General features: G+C 42.6%; 11 protein-coding genes. 4 read left to right on the top strand and 7 right to left on the bottom strand.

Annotated elements, in window-relative coordinates; translation table 11 throughout:
* Positions 1-77 precede the first annotated feature (77 nt).
* Positions 78-1,445 (bottom strand): anaerobic C4-dicarboxylate transporter DcuC, encoded by a 1,368-nt coding sequence (gene dcuC, locus F7Y48_RS10045; RefSeq protein WP_005398199.1) that lies wholly within the window; start codon positions 1,443-1,445, stop codon positions 78-80.
* 355 nt (positions 1,446-1,800) lie between these two features.
* The gene (locus tag F7Y48_RS10040; RefSeq protein ID WP_268844644.1) at positions 1,801-2,925 is read right to left on the bottom strand and encodes an acyl-CoA desaturase; all 1,125 of its coding nucleotides are present in this window, start codon (positions 2,923-2,925) and stop codon (positions 1,801-1,803) included.
* A 272-nt stretch (positions 2,926-3,197) separates the two neighbouring features.
* Between F7Y48_RS10040 and F7Y48_RS10035 the strand changes: the two genes are divergently transcribed.
* Positions 3,198-3,746, top strand: coding sequence for a GNAT family N-acetyltransferase (locus tag F7Y48_RS10035; protein ID WP_316683742.1), 549 nt, complete (start codon positions 3,198-3,200; stop codon positions 3,744-3,746).
* Positions 3,747-3,833: 87 nt separating this feature from the next.
* Here the strand turns inward: F7Y48_RS10035 and F7Y48_RS10030 are convergent, their stop codons facing one another.
* Positions 3,834-4,451, bottom strand: a complete 618-nt coding sequence (locus F7Y48_RS10030) for an HAD family phosphatase (protein ID WP_316683741.1) — start codon at positions 4,449-4,451, stop codon at positions 3,834-3,836.
* 367 nt (positions 4,452-4,818) lie between these two features.
* Between F7Y48_RS10030 and F7Y48_RS10025 the strand changes: the two genes are divergently transcribed.
* On the top strand, positions 4,819-6,864 hold the full coding sequence (locus tag F7Y48_RS10025) for a response regulator (RefSeq protein WP_316683739.1): 2,046 nt from the start codon (positions 4,819-4,821) through the stop codon (positions 6,862-6,864).
* Positions 6,865-6,966: 102 nt separating this feature from the next.
* Here the strand turns inward: F7Y48_RS10025 and cqsA are convergent, their stop codons facing one another.
* Together cqsA and ylqF are read right to left on the bottom strand one after the other, a co-directional pair.
* The gene (gene cqsA, locus F7Y48_RS10020; protein ID WP_301659027.1) at positions 6,967-8,148 is read right to left on the bottom strand and encodes an alpha-hydroxyketone-type quorum-sensing autoinducer synthase; all 1,182 of its coding nucleotides are present in this window, start codon (positions 8,146-8,148) and stop codon (positions 6,967-6,969) included.
* Between the two features lie 339 nt (positions 8,149-8,487).
* Complete coding sequence (gene ylqF / locus F7Y48_RS10015) at positions 8,488-9,432, bottom strand: ribosome biogenesis GTPase YlqF (protein ID WP_005376521.1); 945 nt, start codon at positions 9,430-9,432, stop codon at positions 8,488-8,490.
* A gap of 807 nt (positions 9,433-10,239) precedes the next feature.
* Between ylqF and F7Y48_RS10010 the strand changes: the two genes are divergently transcribed.
* Both F7Y48_RS10010 and F7Y48_RS10005 read left to right on the top strand, forming a co-directional pair.
* The gene (locus F7Y48_RS10010) at positions 10,240-10,674 is read left to right on the top strand and encodes a type III secretion system chaperone (protein ID WP_258508428.1); all 435 of its coding nucleotides are present in this window, start codon (positions 10,240-10,242) and stop codon (positions 10,672-10,674) included.
* A 10-nt stretch (positions 10,675-10,684) separates the two neighbouring features.
* A complete protein-coding gene (locus tag F7Y48_RS10005) occupies positions 10,685-13,435 on the top strand; it encodes a hypothetical protein (RefSeq protein WP_316683738.1) in 2,751 nt (916 codons plus the stop codon).
* Between the two features lie 457 nt (positions 13,436-13,892).
* On the opposite strand, the gene F7Y48_RS10000 is transcribed toward F7Y48_RS10005, so the two are convergent.
* Both F7Y48_RS10000 and F7Y48_RS09995 read right to left on the bottom strand, forming a co-directional pair.
* Positions 13,893-14,630: an EAL domain-containing protein gene (locus F7Y48_RS10000; RefSeq protein WP_046876013.1), complete on the bottom strand. Its 738-nt coding sequence runs from the start codon at positions 14,628-14,630 to the stop codon at positions 13,893-13,895.
* A gap of 179 nt (positions 14,631-14,809) precedes the next feature.
* Complete coding sequence (locus F7Y48_RS09995) at positions 14,810-17,038, bottom strand: M9 family metallopeptidase (RefSeq protein WP_316684290.1); 2,229 nt, start codon at positions 17,036-17,038, stop codon at positions 14,810-14,812.
* Positions 17,039-17,134: the final 96 nt, after the last annotated feature.

Genomic DNA, 17,134 nt, shown 5'->3' with positions numbered 1-17,134 from the left:
TAATGGCACTGGAGAGATGAAAAAAAAGGGCCCAGCTAGAAGCTGGGCCTTGTCGATAAGCGATATTGGCGATGCCGTTAGGCACTCATTGGAACAAGTACCATAGTACCAATAATAACTGTGATAAGACCGGCAAGAACCGGAACAGATGTTCGTTTTACAACCTCAAACGGGCTGATGTTCGCCATACCGGATGTCGCAACGATTACGCCAGACACTGGTGAGATAGTACGACCTAGGTTTGATGCTTGAAGCATCGGGATAATTAGGAACGCTGGGTTTAGTCCCATTTTCGCAGCCAAAGATGGTGCCAACTCTACAAATGCATAGAAAGGCGCGTTACCAGACCCCGTTGCAATTGCTGCTGCAACTGTCAATGCAGTAAGGATAAGCATTAAAGCAACACCGCCTGCACCTGCATTGTCTGCAAGGTGAAGTAGGTTATCGATAGCGCCGATAGACATTAGACCTTGCGCAAAAACCCCCGCTGCAACCAAAAGCATCACAACGCCTTTGAACGCGTCAGCCATGCCAGCGTAACAAGAATCTAAATCTTCCAGTGATTTCTTACCATCAAACTTATTTACAACGTAATGGATCAGAGCGCCAAGGAAAATCGAACCGACCACAATAGTGTAAATGTCTAGGCTAAGTCCTGGAATGGTACGACCGTTGAATAGGAACACGCCGATGATAGGTAGAAATGGCAGTGCCGCATAAAACGCTGGTGCATCGGCTTTGATCTCTGATACGTCAATTTTTTCCATTGGCGTATTTTCTTTCTTATCTAAGTATTTGTTCCAGAAGAAAGCCGCGGCAGCCATCACGATGATTGCGCAAATAGAAACAGGCAACACTGTTTGTACCGCAAATACATCAAGCGCCAAGCCAGATTTTTCGGCGGCGATCACCACATCACCAGAGGTTGGAGAAAGAATGATTGCCGCAGGAGAGGCACAAACTGCAACCGCTGCTGGACGAGAGATCCCCATCGCGACCATCATTGGGAATAATGTCGCCATTAATAGTACGCCAAGGCCGGTTGCAGAACTTACTGCAAGAGACATCAAACACGCCACAATGTAAGCCGCTACCAAAAGGACATAAGGAGACTTGATAACAGAAAGCGGTTTAGAGAACTGTTTCACTACAACGTTATTCGCGCCGATGTGAGTCATATAGGAAGCGAAGCCACATAGCAACATGATTTGCATACCAAGGCCGCCGCCGCGGTATTGTAGCATGTATTTCACGTATTCTAGCGCGTCTGTCACCATGTTACCGGTTGAGGTGATTTTTGAGGGCAGCACGTCATGCCCCAATACGCCAGTCATAAGAAGTAAAGCAATACCAGCCGTCAGTAACACGCCCGCTGCTTTATAGCCTTTGACGATAAAGTAACCCACAGCAATGGTGACAACTAAGCCAATTAAGAGCTCTAACATAGGGATCTCCGAATGTTATGAAAAAAAGAAAGAAACTGTTTCAGTTTATGACAAGGAATTTACAGAATTCTTAACTGTGGCACGAGACAAATATGGGGCTTGCATGATCTGAGACAAATAATAATTTAATAATTAATTTCGTTAGATTGTATTGTTGGAATTTGGTTTTCTAAGTGTTATGTGCTGGTTTGAAGCTGTTTGCAGGAAGGAAAATATGACCAGAAATTTGAATAAATAGTGAGGGAATTGATTCAAAATGAGAAAAAGAAACAACTCAGTGAGTTGGAAGAGGGTAATAATCCTTGCAACAAAAAAGCTTCGCCGAAGCGAAGCTAAATCGTAAGGATGGGTTAAGTTAAGCGTATCGGCGCACCATGAGGTTCCAACTGCGTTGTTGCCGCTCGAACTCCGCTTTGATTTGCTGATACTTTATCTTGGTCACAGAGCACTCGTATTTTTTTACTACACTGGCTGTTTTTGCACCGAGTACTTCCTTGCGCATTTCATAATATTCCTGCATGTGATGAACTAGCGCATCAAACTCGTGTTGTAACTGATCAAGAATCGTTTGCGTATTCGGTTTTGCTCCCAGTTTTTCTTTTGCTTTCTTCAAGAGTTGAGTTGCGCGAGCTTTTTCAATTCTAAATGTAGGCGTTGTGCGCAACTTAGATGTGAGTCCAAGCCAAGAACAAGACTTAATCAACCACTTGGTCGGGTCGTAATGCCACCAATACACACCATTACGATAGTCATTCTCGAAGATATGATGGAAATTGTGGTAGCCCTCACCAAATGTAAAAAAGGCTAACACGCCGTTGTCGCGAGCGGTGTTTTTGTCCGTGAAAGTCTGTTTTCCCCAAACATGCGCAAGTGAGTTAATGAAAAAGGTCGTGTGGTGGCTCATAAAGAGTCGAGCGGCACCAACTACTAATAACATACCCCAAATATCGCCGTAGATAACACCAAGAGCGACCGGAAAGCCAATATTGGTGAGTAGAGCAAGTGGAACATAGTACTTATGTTGCCACATGACGATTTTGTCACGCTTTAAATCGCGGCAGTTGGTGTATTCGTTTTCCTGCGATTTGTTGTAGTCGCGTAACATCCAACCAATATGAGAATACCAAAAGCCACGTTTCGCTGAGTAAGGATCTTTGTCGTTATTGTCGACATGCTTGTGGTGTACACGATGATCAGAAGACCAGTGTAATGCACTATTTTGCAAAGAAAATGCTCCTCCAATCGCAAAAATAGCACGTAAAATTGGATGAGCTTCGTATGTTTTGTGGCTCCAGAGTCGGTGATAGCCTGCTGTAATAGAAAGATTCGTAAAACTGAATGCCATCACTCCCCAAACTAGATGCTCCCAACCCAGTCCAAAATGATATGCATACCAAGGCATTACAATAAAAGTCAGAACAAAACTGGAAGAAAATATCAATGTATTCAACCAGATAATGGGTGGTTTGTTTTGAGTCACAGGTGTATTCCTAACTTTGAGCTAACAACTGTTCGCCAGAATATCAGCGTACACGTGTAAGTCAAATTAAAGTTAGACAAATGTGACTGTTCCTTTGGATGTACATTAAGGAACTTGATGGGATATTTTGCTTTTAATTGAATAATGAGTAGTATTAAAAAATGAGCTCTGGCTTAAGGTGTATAAAATCTGCCAAGAAACAAGTGTTATAAAGGTGGAATATGCCGAGACTCTATAAAGAAGTAAAAAATGTAAGAAAATAGGAATACGTAATGGATTTACGATTAGCGGAATATAAGGACTACGAGCGCATTGCGCATCTTCATGCGGATAGTTGGAAGCGTCATTACCGTGGCATTCTTAGTGATAACTATCTTGATAAAGAGGCGATTGACGACAAACTACTGATCTGGCAAACCCGTCTGACCAACCCACCATTCAACCAGCACATTGTCTTGGCGGAAGAGGGTGGTTTGTTGCTCGGCTTCGTTTGTGTGTTTGGCAACCATGACTTCGAGCGTGGAACCTTTATTGACGCACTGCATGTTGATGACAGCTACCGTGGTCGTGGTATTGGCAAGCAGCTATTACTTGCAGTCGCAGAATGGCAGCAACAGTACTTTAAAGACAATGGTCTTTATCTAGAAGTCGTATCGCAAAACATTTCTGCAATTGAATTCTACCGCCATATTGGAGGTCAAGAATGTCAAGAGCGAACTTGGCGTGCGCCAGGTGGTACAGAAGTATTGGAGAAGGTATTCCGTTGGAAGAATGCTCAGTCATTAGTCAGTGGGATAGAAGAAAACGTTATTTACTCCTAGTCTGACTTTTTAGCTTAGCAATAAGAGCAGCATCAACGCTGCTCTTTTTTGTGCCTGTACCTAAAGTATTGTGTTTCAGTGGGCGACTTAAAAGCAAAGCCCCATGGCTTTTAGCTCTGACTCGCATTGCTGAGCATTTTCAAATTGAATGGCAGACATGCCTACCGCTCGGGCCCCTTCGACGTTGTATGGCATATCATCAAGAAATACCGTTTCCTCAGCCTGAAGCTGATATGTTGAAAGTAGGGCTTGGTAGATCTCAGCTTGTGGCTTTAGTAACTGCACTTCAGAAGAGATGATTGCACCGTCAAACAGCGGCCAGAATTCATAGGTAGCACGAAGATGCTCAACAATTTCGTTGACGTTGTCTGTGAGCGCATAAACGCTATATCCTGCACTTTTTATTCTTTTTAGCAGTTCGACACTGCCGTAAAGTAATATTTGTGTATGTTTGACGTAGTAAAAAAAGCGGTCCATTTCTTCCGCTGTCACTTTGTGCTCACGTTGATAGCACAGTTTGGCTTCCTCTTCGGAAATGATTCCTTTGTTCAAGTCTTTCCAGATTTGTGATGAAAACAGCAACTGGGCCGTTTTTTCCGCTTCTACTGAGTGACCAAATGTTAAGCGAACAATCTCTACCGGAGACCAGCGTACTAATACATTTCCCACATCAAAAATTACGTTTTTTATTTGTAAAGGTTCCATAACACACCCCAAGCCAATTGTTCTTCACCGCGTTACATCCACAGTGAGTGCTGTCGTTAAATCTTTGGAAGTTCGAGCCAAAGGCGCTGTTTAAATGTCTCGAACGTATATGAGATTAACATCCCTTAGGATACAACGCGATTATCGCAAAATTACACTAAACTATATGCAACTTCATTTATTTGGTTGTAAATCAAGTGTCGCTATCTTAAAAGATTGAAATTAAAGACAAGCGTCGCGAAATATTTGCGCCATTTCGCGCTGCTTATAAGCGTTAAGTAATATATAATTACTTAATAATAAAACGATAAGAATGAATGCAAATCACACTATTGGGACGTCAGGCGGAGTAGGCAAAATAGATAATATGGACTCGATACGTAAGGTTTATCAATATGCAGAACCCAACCTGACTCTCGTTGGTTGGATGGGGTTTCTTGGCTTTCCGCTGTACTACTTTGTTTGGGATTTTGTTTTCCCACAGGCTTATGAAAACTTGCCGCTCAGACTGTTTTGTTCACTATTGTTCTTTGGCATCATTTTTAGAAACCGCTTGTCGTCAACGTGGCGAAAATATATCCATATTTACTACCAAGTGACGATAACGATCTGCTTACCGTTTTTCTTTTTCTATATGTTATTGATGAATGACTGGTCCAATGTTTGGGTCATGTCCTTTATGTCCGCGATTTTCTTGCACATTCTATTGGTTCATGTCACAAGAGTTATGTTCGCTCAAACTTTTTCCGGAATAGGTTTAGCGACGTTCTTTGCTTGGGTGGCGAAAGGGTTTCATCTCGATTTAACAATGGACTGGACGCATGTGCCAATCTTTCTCTTTATTTATGTATTTGGCAATTTATTCTACTTTCGGAACCAAGTAGAGCACGAAGCGAAAGTGTCGTTGGCCAAGTCATTCGGGGCCGGAATTGCGCATGAAATGCGTAACCCTTTAAGTGGCCTTTGCACGTCAATCGATGTTATCCAATCAGTCTTACCCAGTAAAAAAGAAGCCGAGAAAGACCAATATCTGATGAGCGGAGAGGATGTCACCCTGCTGCGCGAAGTTAGTGAGGATGCGATGAACATCATCCAGTCGGGCAACGAGACGATAGATTTACTTTTGACATCGATAGACGAAAACCGTGTCTCGCGATCCAGTTTCCAAAAGCATTCTGCTCACTCAGTGGTTGAAAAAGCGATTGAAAGCTTTAGTTATAAGCGTGCGACGGATCGCTTTGCTATATCCCTAGATGCGAGAAGTGAGTTTGATTTTCTTGGTAGCGATACCTTACTCAAATACGTTATGTATAACCTTTTCAAGAACGCCTTCCATCATCGCACATCTGAAGATTTCCACATACATGTCTCCATGACGAGTACGGAGCACTCAAACCAAATCGTTGTAACCGATAATGGTGCAGGCATTGCTCCTGATGTCCTACGTAATATATTTCAGGACTTTTACACAACAGGTAAGTCAGGCAGCTATGGTTTGGGTTTGCCATTTTGTAAAAAAGTGATGCGTTCTTTTGGAGGTAACATTGAATGCCAGTCTCAGCTAGGTGAGTGGTCTCAGTTCACGTTAACTTTCCCGCCGATCACATCTGATATCGTGACTGAAATTAAAAACGATTTGACCAAACTCAAAACCATCCTAACGGTGACTAATCAAGATATTCTTGTGTCGAAAGTGACGGACATTAGCCGTTTTATGGGTTTTGAATCAACGATCTTAGATGTTAATCAAGTGCTCAAAAAGAAAGAGTATGAGTTCGAATTTGACCTGATTTTTATCGATCTTGAGAGCTTGGATGCAAGAGCAAACCAATTAGATAGATTAGAATCTCTTCTGTCTTTCACGGAAGCTCGTATCGTTTATCTTTTTGAGCATCACCCGACACAGAGAGCACGCAAAGCGGCATATGAGCCTATTTGGGTCGAGACTCAAGCCTGGTTATTGAATACTAAGCCAACCATTGACCGTCTCTTGTATGATTCAAGCTATGTGTCGACACCAACGGCCTCAGTGGCTTTGGATACGTCAAATAAACGGACAATTATGGTCGTGGATGATAACGAATCTTTGCGAAAGTTTACCGCGATGTTACTCGAAAAGCAGGGCTTTGAAGTTATTCAGAAAGAAGACGGGCAGCAAGCACTGGATACATTAGAGCAAGAGAACGTTGACCTCATTCTTATGGATATCGAGATGCCCATCATGGATGGTGTAGAAGCTTCAAGGCGAATTCGAAGCTCGGATAAAAACTATGCGTCGGTACCTATTATTGCGCATACTGGGGATAGCTCACCTGTTACGCTGGACAAAATAGGCTCTTCTGGCATGTCTGACTTTATCGTGAAACCAGCGGATAAAAATCGCTTATTCGACAAAATCGCAAACTGGATTTAATCACTCGCAACTGTGTTATCTCGAGACGAGTTGATCATAACGCGAATACGGATAAAGAGCTCAGCAAACGGCTGAGCTCTTTATTTTTACCTACACTCTAGCTTATACAAACTCTAGATCGGGATGAACAAACGCTTCTTGGCAGGCGGAAAGAACGTGATCGACTTCGGCGGCAGTCATGTCCGCATTGACAGAAAAACGAATGATGTTCTTGTTTCTTCCTGTTGCAGGGCGACAGAAAACTGCGCCAAAGACATTCCTTTCTTCTAAAAAGTCGCGAACTCGCTCAGTGTTTCTTTCGTTGCCACATTCTAGCGCGATAATTTGCGACTCACTGCGAATAGTAAACCCAATACGTTTTAAACCAACGGCTAGAGACTTCGCTCTTTTAAACAAAATCTCCCGCTTGTCATCGGCTTTTTTTATGACGTCCAGTGTTTTTTCTAACCGAATGATCTCTTGCGGTAACACGGTAGAACTGAAAATGGCAGGATACGCGACAAATGGAAGCGTCTTCGCCAGCTTTTCTGCCCCTAAAATCGCGCCAGCACGATAAGCAAATGTCTTTGCAAGACTTACGGTTACAAAATCCACCATATGAGTCAACTCCAGCTCTTGCAGTAGCCCCGCACCTTGCGGACCGTGCGTACCTAACGAGTGCGATTCATCCACAACTAAGCCACAGTCAAACTCTTGTGCTATTTCGTAGATATCACGTAGAGGAGCAATGGTTCCGATAGTGCTGTAAACCGAATCCACAACAATAATTCCCGAACCATGGCGTGAAATCTGTTTTCGCAAGTGGTTGGTGTTGTTATGCATGAACGGATGAATTTGTGCTCCTGCGATACGTGCACCTTCCCATAAAGACATATGCGCAAAGAAGTCGATATACACAGGTATGTTCGGTGCACAAATAGTTTGTAATAAACCGACATTCGCAGCCCATCCCGATTGAGAAAGCAGACAGCTAGGCATGCCGACAAAACTGGCTAGTTGAGTTTCAAATGCAGGTTTCGACTCATCATCTTGCAAGAAAATCGCGGACATCACGACGTTGTCATCGTGTTGAGAAATCGCATCACGATGCGCGTTTTGAATCTCCTTGTTATGGGACAGTGCCAGGTAATCATTGCTTTGCATAACAACGGCATTACATGGTGGACGTTTACCAAGAACAAGGTGTTTCTTGTTCTCGTTCGGTTCAATTAGATCTTGAATATGAAAATCTAGGCGTTCCTCAATAAAGGAAGGAAGTGGTTTGCTTTGTATAGTTTCACTCATAATAAATCTCTTCTTCATATGGAAAAACGCCAGCGCTGACACTTATTCATATTGCGGATTTTGGGGAGAGTGTCACTAACCAGGTTGCATAAGTTTGCAGACCCTTGCAAACTCGACATTTGAGGGTTGGATGGTGGCTGTAACTCTATAGGGGCCCGGGGTCTAAACTAGTTTGTGCTTAAAGTTTATACGGCGATTTTGCGGTATTTTTTCGTGCTTCATGTCTGGATTTTGTATGAGGAATATAAAGTTTGAAAAGTGAAAAAATGGGCGCATTAGATAACAAAAAAGGCGCGAAAATCGCGCCTTAAAATATGATTGGGAAAAGATAATATCAGTTTATCGCTTATTGCGTAGATAGCGCTTGCGGCGCTCTTCTTTACGCTTCGCTTTTTCTTCTTCTTTACGAGCGGTTTCAATCTCGACTTCAATCAGCTCTTGAGTGATCATTTCTGGGCGCTCTAGTGTAATTTGGCCTAGTGTGCCTTGGCGAAGTTCGTGCAACAAAATCTCTGATACTTTGTGCAAGTCCACACGTCCACCTGCGCGTAGTGCGCCACGGCGACGACCAATCTCTTCCATGATCTCGATATCTGATTCAGGAAGCTCTTCGATTTGGTAACGTTCTTTAAGCTTGTCCGCATAGTGGGCTGCTAGGTACTCAATGGTGTAAAACGCAACCTCGTCGTATTCCATCGCAGTATCTTTTACAGCGCCAGTAGCAGCTAAACGGAAGCCACTGTGTGGGTTTTCCACTTTTGGCCACAGAATCCCTGGTGTATCGGATAAAACGATGCCATTTTGCAGGTTGATGCGCTGTTGACGACGTGTTACCGCTGGCTGGTTACCTGTCACCGCGATCGTTCGACCAGCTAGAGTATTGATGATTGTCGATTTCCCAACGTTTGGGATGCCCATGATCATGGTACGAATGTTTTTACCGATCTCTTCACGGTGTGGGGCAAGTTTACGGCAAAGCTCCATGATTCGATGCACTTCTTGCGGTTCTGACGTCGTGATTGCCATTGCTTTTACGTGTTGCTCTTGCTCCAAGTGCTCAATCCATAATTGAGTTAACTCAGGATCGGCCAAATCACGCTTGTTCAAGACTTTAACGACCGGCTTGTCACCACGGATTTGAGAAATCAAAGGGTTTTCACTACTGAAAGGAATACGAGCATCCAGTACTTCGATGATCACATCCACTTGTGGGATTGCTTCTTCGATCTCTTTACGTGCTTTGTGCATGTGGCCAGGAAACCACTGGATTGAGTTATTAACCATTTGAAAAATATACCTTTAGTTTTTATGGCTAAGCTGGTGTGGCATCAAGTGGGGTACCAAATGTATTTTATTCTTCACTTGTAGCTACAACAGCACTGATGTGACCATCTTAACATTTTATTTTGGGTACTAAAATGTTGATAACTACTAAGCCAACCTTTCTAGTTCTATTGCTAACAACGAAAAATGATGCGTAAATGCACTATTGAAGTTCAGAGTAATTGGTGTTGTGAGCGTAAAAAATAGGCATGTTTATATCATGATGAAAACTTAAATGCATCAAGTGTAATTATTTCACAGTTGTAGAACGAATTATTCCGAATACCTATAAAGTTATATGTACTCTATCGTTATCATGTATCCATATTAACGAAGGGAACTCCTAATATCGATTCAATTTGAAGTGACTATTAATTTCTTAATTTTTGATGTTTTAGGTGGGTTAGCTTGATGTTGTTTATAAATGACCATCATAAATAACATTTTTATATCTTATATTATAAATTCCTATAGGAATGCTTTTTGGGCAAGGTAATCATACTGTAAATATATTTATTATAAAGGATTAATAAAGTAGTAAGTTACCTTAAATACTAGTGTAAGCCGATTTAAAAAATATCGAAGAGAAAATAGAGCTCTAAACTTAACGCCTAAAAAATTTCGCCGAGTACTGATAAAAAAAAGTCTGTTACTGATAACGCCCTTTTTCTGAGAGTTTTAACATGAGCTAAAAACGAGGCCATAATAACAAACTGTATTTTGTTAACCGTGGCGTCAGAACCTCTCTCGGAAAAGTTTGGAGTTGTTATGGAAAAAATGCAGTGGGAGAAAGTGCTCGGTGACACAGTAGGTCAGCCAGTCTCTTTCGACGAATTCTCATTAACAGCGGTAATGTTTGAAGAGCCTAAAATGATAGTCAATCTCGAACTTCGCGTAAATGAACTTGTTATTTATGCCTTGGTTGGAGAACTGATAGAAGAAAGGCAAATGCGGGGGCTTCTTGAAGGAAACTGTCTCTGGAATTCAACCAATGGTGCAACGCTCTCATTGCTCGATGAGAAGCGTGTTTTGCTCGCTATGTCTGTGAGCCACCAAGACCAACTGCGTTTTTCTGAACTTCTTTCCGGGTTTGTCGATGCTGCTAGCTACTGGCAGCAAAAGTTATTAGAGGCGGAGCCAGCGACAGTTGATGCGCAGGATATGAGTGGCTTCTCTTCTCCTCGCAGTTCTTTATTTGTTTAGGAGTGATGCCATGACTTCAGTGAATACGTCTTTCGTTGATCGTTCTCTTGATACTAAACCTGTACAGGAAGTGGAAGTTACTAACAACACCAGTCCGTTGGCGCTAAATGTAGCGAGCAATCCACAGCTAAGTGGCAAAGCTAGCTTATCATCTGCGCACCGCGTTGAAGCCTTGTTTAGCCAAAATCAACGGGAAATCTTCACTAATTTTCCCCAGTCTGTCCAAACGGCTTTATTGGAAACGCCTTATCTAAAAGAAAAGAGCGATACCTTATCAAACCGAGAGTTTGGGAAGGTGCTTGCTGCGGCAGGGCACTTAGAAACGTATCTAGGTTCTTCTTCTAGCAATCTACAACTGTTTGCCAACGCGGCGCTTGGTAACGTATTTAAAACTGGCGATAGTTCGCTATTACTTAAAGCGCTGGGTCGTCTTCCTGTATCTGAAAGTGTCAATATTGCCCGTGATGCGGTGTCCATACTAAAGAGCGCCAAGACCGCAGAAAATTACAGTAATGCCTATCAAGCGCTGGCAAAGATATGCGAAAACTTGGAAAAGGGGTCTCCAGAGCACACTCGAATTGCCGGACTAGCAGAACAGTTACGCAGCGGAGGGCTAGAGCAGCTACGTGATCAATTCAAACAGCAATTAACCGAGCAGTTCAGTGGGTTAATTAAAGGCGGCACGGAGTCAGCCGTATCGACCTCTTTTGAGATAGGTCCTGCGCTTGGTCTGTTTAATCTTGAGGCCGCATCGGTAACCGTTGAGCTCAAATACGACTTCAAAGTGTTTGGTGGTGATGACACAAAAATTCGCGCGAAGCATAACTTCTCTCTTGGTGTTAATGCCTCAGCGGGTGGAGGCGAAGTACCTGTAGACGTTCATGTTGGTGGTAATTTGGGGCTGGGCGCAGCACAAAGCTTCCCGAATCTTAAGTCGTTTGTGGATTATCATGCCAATGATATGATCGCGATGCTTGCAGGAAGTGGTGTTAAGAAATTGACCAATTTAGGCGGTATCCATCAAGCTCGTAAAGCTGACCGATTACTTGAAAGTGTTGTCGCAAACAACCACAAACTACAGCAAGACTTACGTCAGCAAGGGATCTTAGGACAAGGCGACAAAATAGAAGTAAAAGGCAGAAAGTACGATGCTCCGGTGAAAGCAGAAACCTTTGCTGGAAGTCTTTCTGGCGGTGCTGGTGTAGGGATAAAAGATCTTTCTAAAATCAGCGGTGGTGGCTCTGCGTCGATAACCGAGACTTACTTCACTAAGCATACCGATTTGCTCCAACAACTGCGTCAGCAACCTGTCCGACTTATGGCTCGTAATCCGGACTATTTTACTGTTTCAGTACCGTTTGAAGGATATGCAAAAGACGCTGAATTTCTTGGCAGTCGCCAGACTCTAAGCGGTTCACAAGGTTTAGAGTGGATGAAAGAAACGGCGTTGGAGGTCAGTGACCTTGCCCAAAAGGTAAAAGCAGATCCAACGGCTCAAAACCCCAAAACCGGCGAACTCAATGCTGATGTCTTGAAAGCAAAGCGTGCTGAGATCAAAGATGTCATTACCACTTTGTACAAAGAGTACGAGAGCTATTCAATCCTCGTTAACCAGAAGGATTCGAGTAAAAGCCGCGATGCGGATAAGCAAATGGGCGTTATTAAGCATGGTATGGAAAGTGACCGCGGTGCTGTTGGTCGAGGAGAGTATTTACGCGCGGTGATCTGTAGTCATGTCGCGTTAACCCAAGCTTACTTGGCGAGCTTCTCTGAGGGAGAGGTGCCTTATCTTAATAAAGACGAAGCAGGTTTTTGCCAATTCCTTACCGAGATCGACCGTGCTTATAGTAACCCTCAGATGAACCTTGACCAAAAGCGAGACATTGAAAAACAGCTAACGCTAGTGTCGGGGGCGCAAAGCACCAACGTACAACTGAGTGGTAATGTATCTGTGCAAGTTCCGGGTGTGAGCAAAGACATTGGAATGGTCGTCAAATACAACAATATTGTAGGTGACATCAACCCCGATAATGATGGTGAATACCTTAATATCGCCTTCACTGCCAATGTCCCGCTAGGTGAGCCGTCATCAAAAGAGGGAGCACAAGGTGAGAAGAAAACCTTTGCTCGTGCGGTTTTAGGGGAGGCGCTTAGTCAGTTTCTTTCGAGAAACTCCATCGAAGCTCAGTTGCCAAGTGACGCGACTTTAGGGCTGGAAGGTGCACTTGGACTCGGTGCTCAACTTGAGTTAAACATGGTGAAAGGGGAAGACAATAAATTCCATATTCAATACATTCGCGCGACGGAATCCAGCTCACTAGGTGGCAAAGGTTCCGTGACTGCAGGTGCTGTTAAGTTTGGTGGTGGTGTGAGTGTTTCTTCTAATACGCATTTATCTGAGTGGTTAGGTGATGACACGTTAACCTACTTACAAACCAAGTTTAACGGCTGGTCAGTGGGGCAAGAGCCACAGCTTTGGCAACGTTATTGCGATAATCACCAAAAAGGTTTGGAGAAGGTATTCAATAAACTGATTGAGCCTTCTAGCAATGCGGCAAAAGAGCTCACCAAGATGGCTGAAGACTCGAAGGATATGAAAACACTCAAATCCGATCTGCTCACTAAAATTGGCGAATGGGCTGAAAATAAGTCCGAGGCAACATTCAATAACGCATTAGACAGTTTCAATAAGGTGCTTGCTGGGCAACATCACGCCTATAAAGATGAAGCCGTATCCCGCCTATACTCAAAAAAGCGCTAATCTAATTTATTGCATAAAAATTAAAAGGGCCCTACCGATAGAGACAAGAGGGTCCTACTTTGGCAAAGTTTTCTAGTTCTTTATTTTTAATTAAGAAGTACATAACCAGTTTGGTCTTTATATAAGGCACACTCTAGAAGGAGAGTGGTTTCATTATTCTTACTACCTGTTCGGATAGTTGTAAGGTAAATGGGAGAGTATTAGAGCTACTTTTAGAATATGATTAGGCAAGCTTTAAAGTCTAAATATCAACAATTTTACAGAGCTTGATTTAAAGCATCAGCTCTAAATTTTCCTAGCTATCTTTAGCTACTCATAAACACGTTTTTTAGTCATTATATCTAGTATTAAGCTTTTATTTATCAGTTGGTTACATTGTTCAGACGTTTTAAGTTCAGTGTTTATGCAAGGTTTGATACCTGTGCGACCTCTATATTGAAAGTTTTGGGCTCTTTGCCTATCCTACATACGAGAGCTTTCCGGAGTCGGAAGCGCACGGTTTTGAATCGAGAGAGTTTAATGGGGACGGTCTAAAGTAATAGTAACCTTGAGTCAACGAGTGGCTTGTTTTTAACATCTTATGATGTTCGATGTACTCAGCGCCCTCGAAGATCAATCCGTGTAAACAGAAAGGGGCTAAAAAGTACTCTAGAGCTTGTATAGACTCTTGGCCGGCGTGTTTTAGAAAGCTTTTGTCAATCTTGATACGATCCCAAAGTATTTTGCCAAGAGACATGTTAGCCAACTTGTTGTTACGGTGATAGTCATCCAGCCAAATTTCGATATTGTTCGCTTGTAACATTGATAAATTTTCGCGTATTTCTTTTGATTCGGTATAACAATCAAGCTCGCTTATCTCAAGAGCAAACTTAGCACCATTGAAGCTTAAAAGCTCACGGACAAAGTCCTCATCAGCTAAGCAAGAAAGTTTAATATTAAAAGAGTGTAGTTGGTGAGGGTATTTTGCAAGAGAAAATCGAATTTGTTGTAAAGCGAGAGTTTGAATGAACGTGTTGTCTATAATGGAAAAGAATACATCGTTGTTTATGTTGCTTTTATCAAAAGTGCTTATCTTAGACAAAGTTTCGTAATATTTAATTTCTTGGCTTCTAGGACAGAGGATGGGTTGTACTAACGTTTTTATATCAAAGTCAGTCAATTTGAAGCTAGGTAGGTAAGGCATATTCCTTTTCATATTATCCACTTTATCAGTTAATTATTACTACGTTTGACTCACACTTAAACATCGTTTCATATTCTATATCTAAAGTTATCATGTCAGGAAATTAAGAATTATAATGCCTCTATAAATAATATTTAATGTTCATTAAGCACCATCGCTAAAACAGGTGCTTAATGAACAATGAGAGTAATTTATTTCGCAACAACAGACAGTTCTACGTCGTAATCTTCACGACCACTGATGCTGAAATAGTATTGGCCCATTTTGATTGAACCGTCTTCATTTTTGGGGATTGAAATCGTTTCATTACTGCCATGGGTGTAGTTCGACCATTCATACTCAAAGTAGTGGCAGACTTTGTCGTAACAAGCGTATAGATCGGCATCACCAGTGCCGGAGATAGACACTTCCAGTTGATTATAACTTTCCGAAACATCGACAAAGAAGAGCGTTTCAGAGAACTTTTTACCGCTTACTTGGATGCTGGTATTGAGTTCGATTTTCTTAGGCTTCTCTTTCGGTTTTGGCTGAGAAATATCCGAATCGTCAATGTCTTTCGTCACCTCATCCAGCCACGAATGAAACTCGGTATTGTAAGCAGGCCCTAATCGTTCAAGCAGTTTTACCCACTCTTTGTATTGGCCGGTACGCGAGTAACCTAACAGTTCAGTAACGTCTTCAGGGTGTTTCTCTATCATGAAGCGTACAGCTAAGTAGCCCCAGCGATACACACGGTTTAAACCGTCGCTGTAGTTCGTACTGAACACGTCTGCCAATGTGTGCGTCTTTTCTTTGCCAAGTACTAGAGCAGCATTGTAGCCCTCTTTGTAATACATGTATTCAGCAAAACCTTCCAACCACCACACGATACTGCCTTCGCGCATTGTGTCATGGAAGTCACCGTATTGGTTGAATCGACCATCTAAATAATGCACATATTCGTGCTCTAAGTTTAGAATCGAAAAGTCGTCGCCCCATCCGTTTTGATAAGCGACGAATCGAGGTACATTTCCTTGTTTTGATGGGTCTCGCTCAAGGAACTGTCCGCCGTTGTTGGTTGTGTTATCAAAAAGGAAGCTGGAGTAGGTCGAGTAGTCACTTTTGGTTTTAAAAACAATAACATCGACACTATCGCTATAATCGTCAGCGACAGGCTGATATCCGGTGTTAACAGTTTGGTGAAAGTCATCTTCTTTGAAGTTTAATGTTTCGCAGCTTGTTATTGCTTGAGCTTCTGTCATCTCTTGAGCAAGAATTCGCGCGGGTCCGCGACAATCATAACTGAATGTCATTATTCGCTGTTTTAATACGGATTTTGAGTTACTCAGCCCTAGCTGCTCAAGATAGTCTGATGCATAAGCGTCAACCATTTCGGCGATGCCAACCCAAATTCTGTCTGACTTACCGCCTAGCGGGTAGCGCTTTAGCAAAGAATCTAAAGTGTCGACAACGACTTTTTTTGTCTCTGCATCTTCCGTTTTTACCAGCCTAGCGAGCTCTCGCGCGGCATTGCCAAGTAATTGTTCAGAATCCGTACCTATCGCCCATTCGTTGTTGGTAATAAAACCACTCAAACGATGGATATAACTTGAGTCAGATTCAATCACATCGTAAAACGCTTTGGTTTGTGAGTGCCCAGCCATAGCGACAAAGATATTGTTGATGGCTTTACGGTAGTAATAGCTGTCGCTTTTGTCTGCTGAAAAGCTATCAAGAATCGCGAAAACATCGGGTGCGGCGATGGCGAGTTGTCGAATACTATCAACAACAATCAACATGGATGCGAGCGCTTCTTGCTGTTCGCAACCTTCAGTTAGAGCGTATGGCGAGCGCAAAAATTGTTGAATGGTATTGGCAATATCTGCGCTTAATTCGGATGAGAAAGGTTGCAACTTTTTAGCAAAGGTATCGTGTCGGTTTTTGTAAGCTGCCTTAATGAACTCACCTAAATAGTATATTTGCTGAGCTTGCTCTTTTGTTCCTTTATAAGCTTCAATTGCCTTTTTTAATCCGCCAGTAATTCGACTCACGCTCATGGTACTGAAGACGACGTCTGCTTGCTCTAACGATGGAGAAAACCACGTTCTCATGCACTCGTAGTCACTGTTTGCGACTCTTGATTCGATATTGACTCGGTCAACCGTAAAATCTTCAACAGTACATTTTCCTTTGTGTGGGAAAAGCTCGGTATCGTCATCTACCACGGTGTCATCGTCAGTGGTATCGTCGTCTTTCGTGGAATCATCATCGACGGTACTGTCATCATCTGTATCTGTATCTGTATCTGTATCGTCATCTACAGTTGAATCTACGTCAGCGTTGTCATCGTTTTTGTCGCCAGAATCTACGCCAGCGACGGGAACAGTCTTGACTCCACCGGAAGAATCATCACCACCACATCCAGTTAAAACACCAAGCATGGATAATAGAAGACATGCAGTTTTAATATTTTTCATAGAATTAGTATTGTATTTGAAATGGGCGTCAAATATATATTTTTACTGATGCATAGTTAA

It is taken from the genome of Vibrio sp. 2-1-2a (genome assembly GCF_032648565.1).
Taxonomy (GTDB): domain Bacteria; phylum Pseudomonadota; class Gammaproteobacteria; order Enterobacterales; family Vibrionaceae; genus Vibrio; species Vibrio diabolicus.
This window is presented reverse-complemented; position numbering and strand designations above follow the sequence as displayed.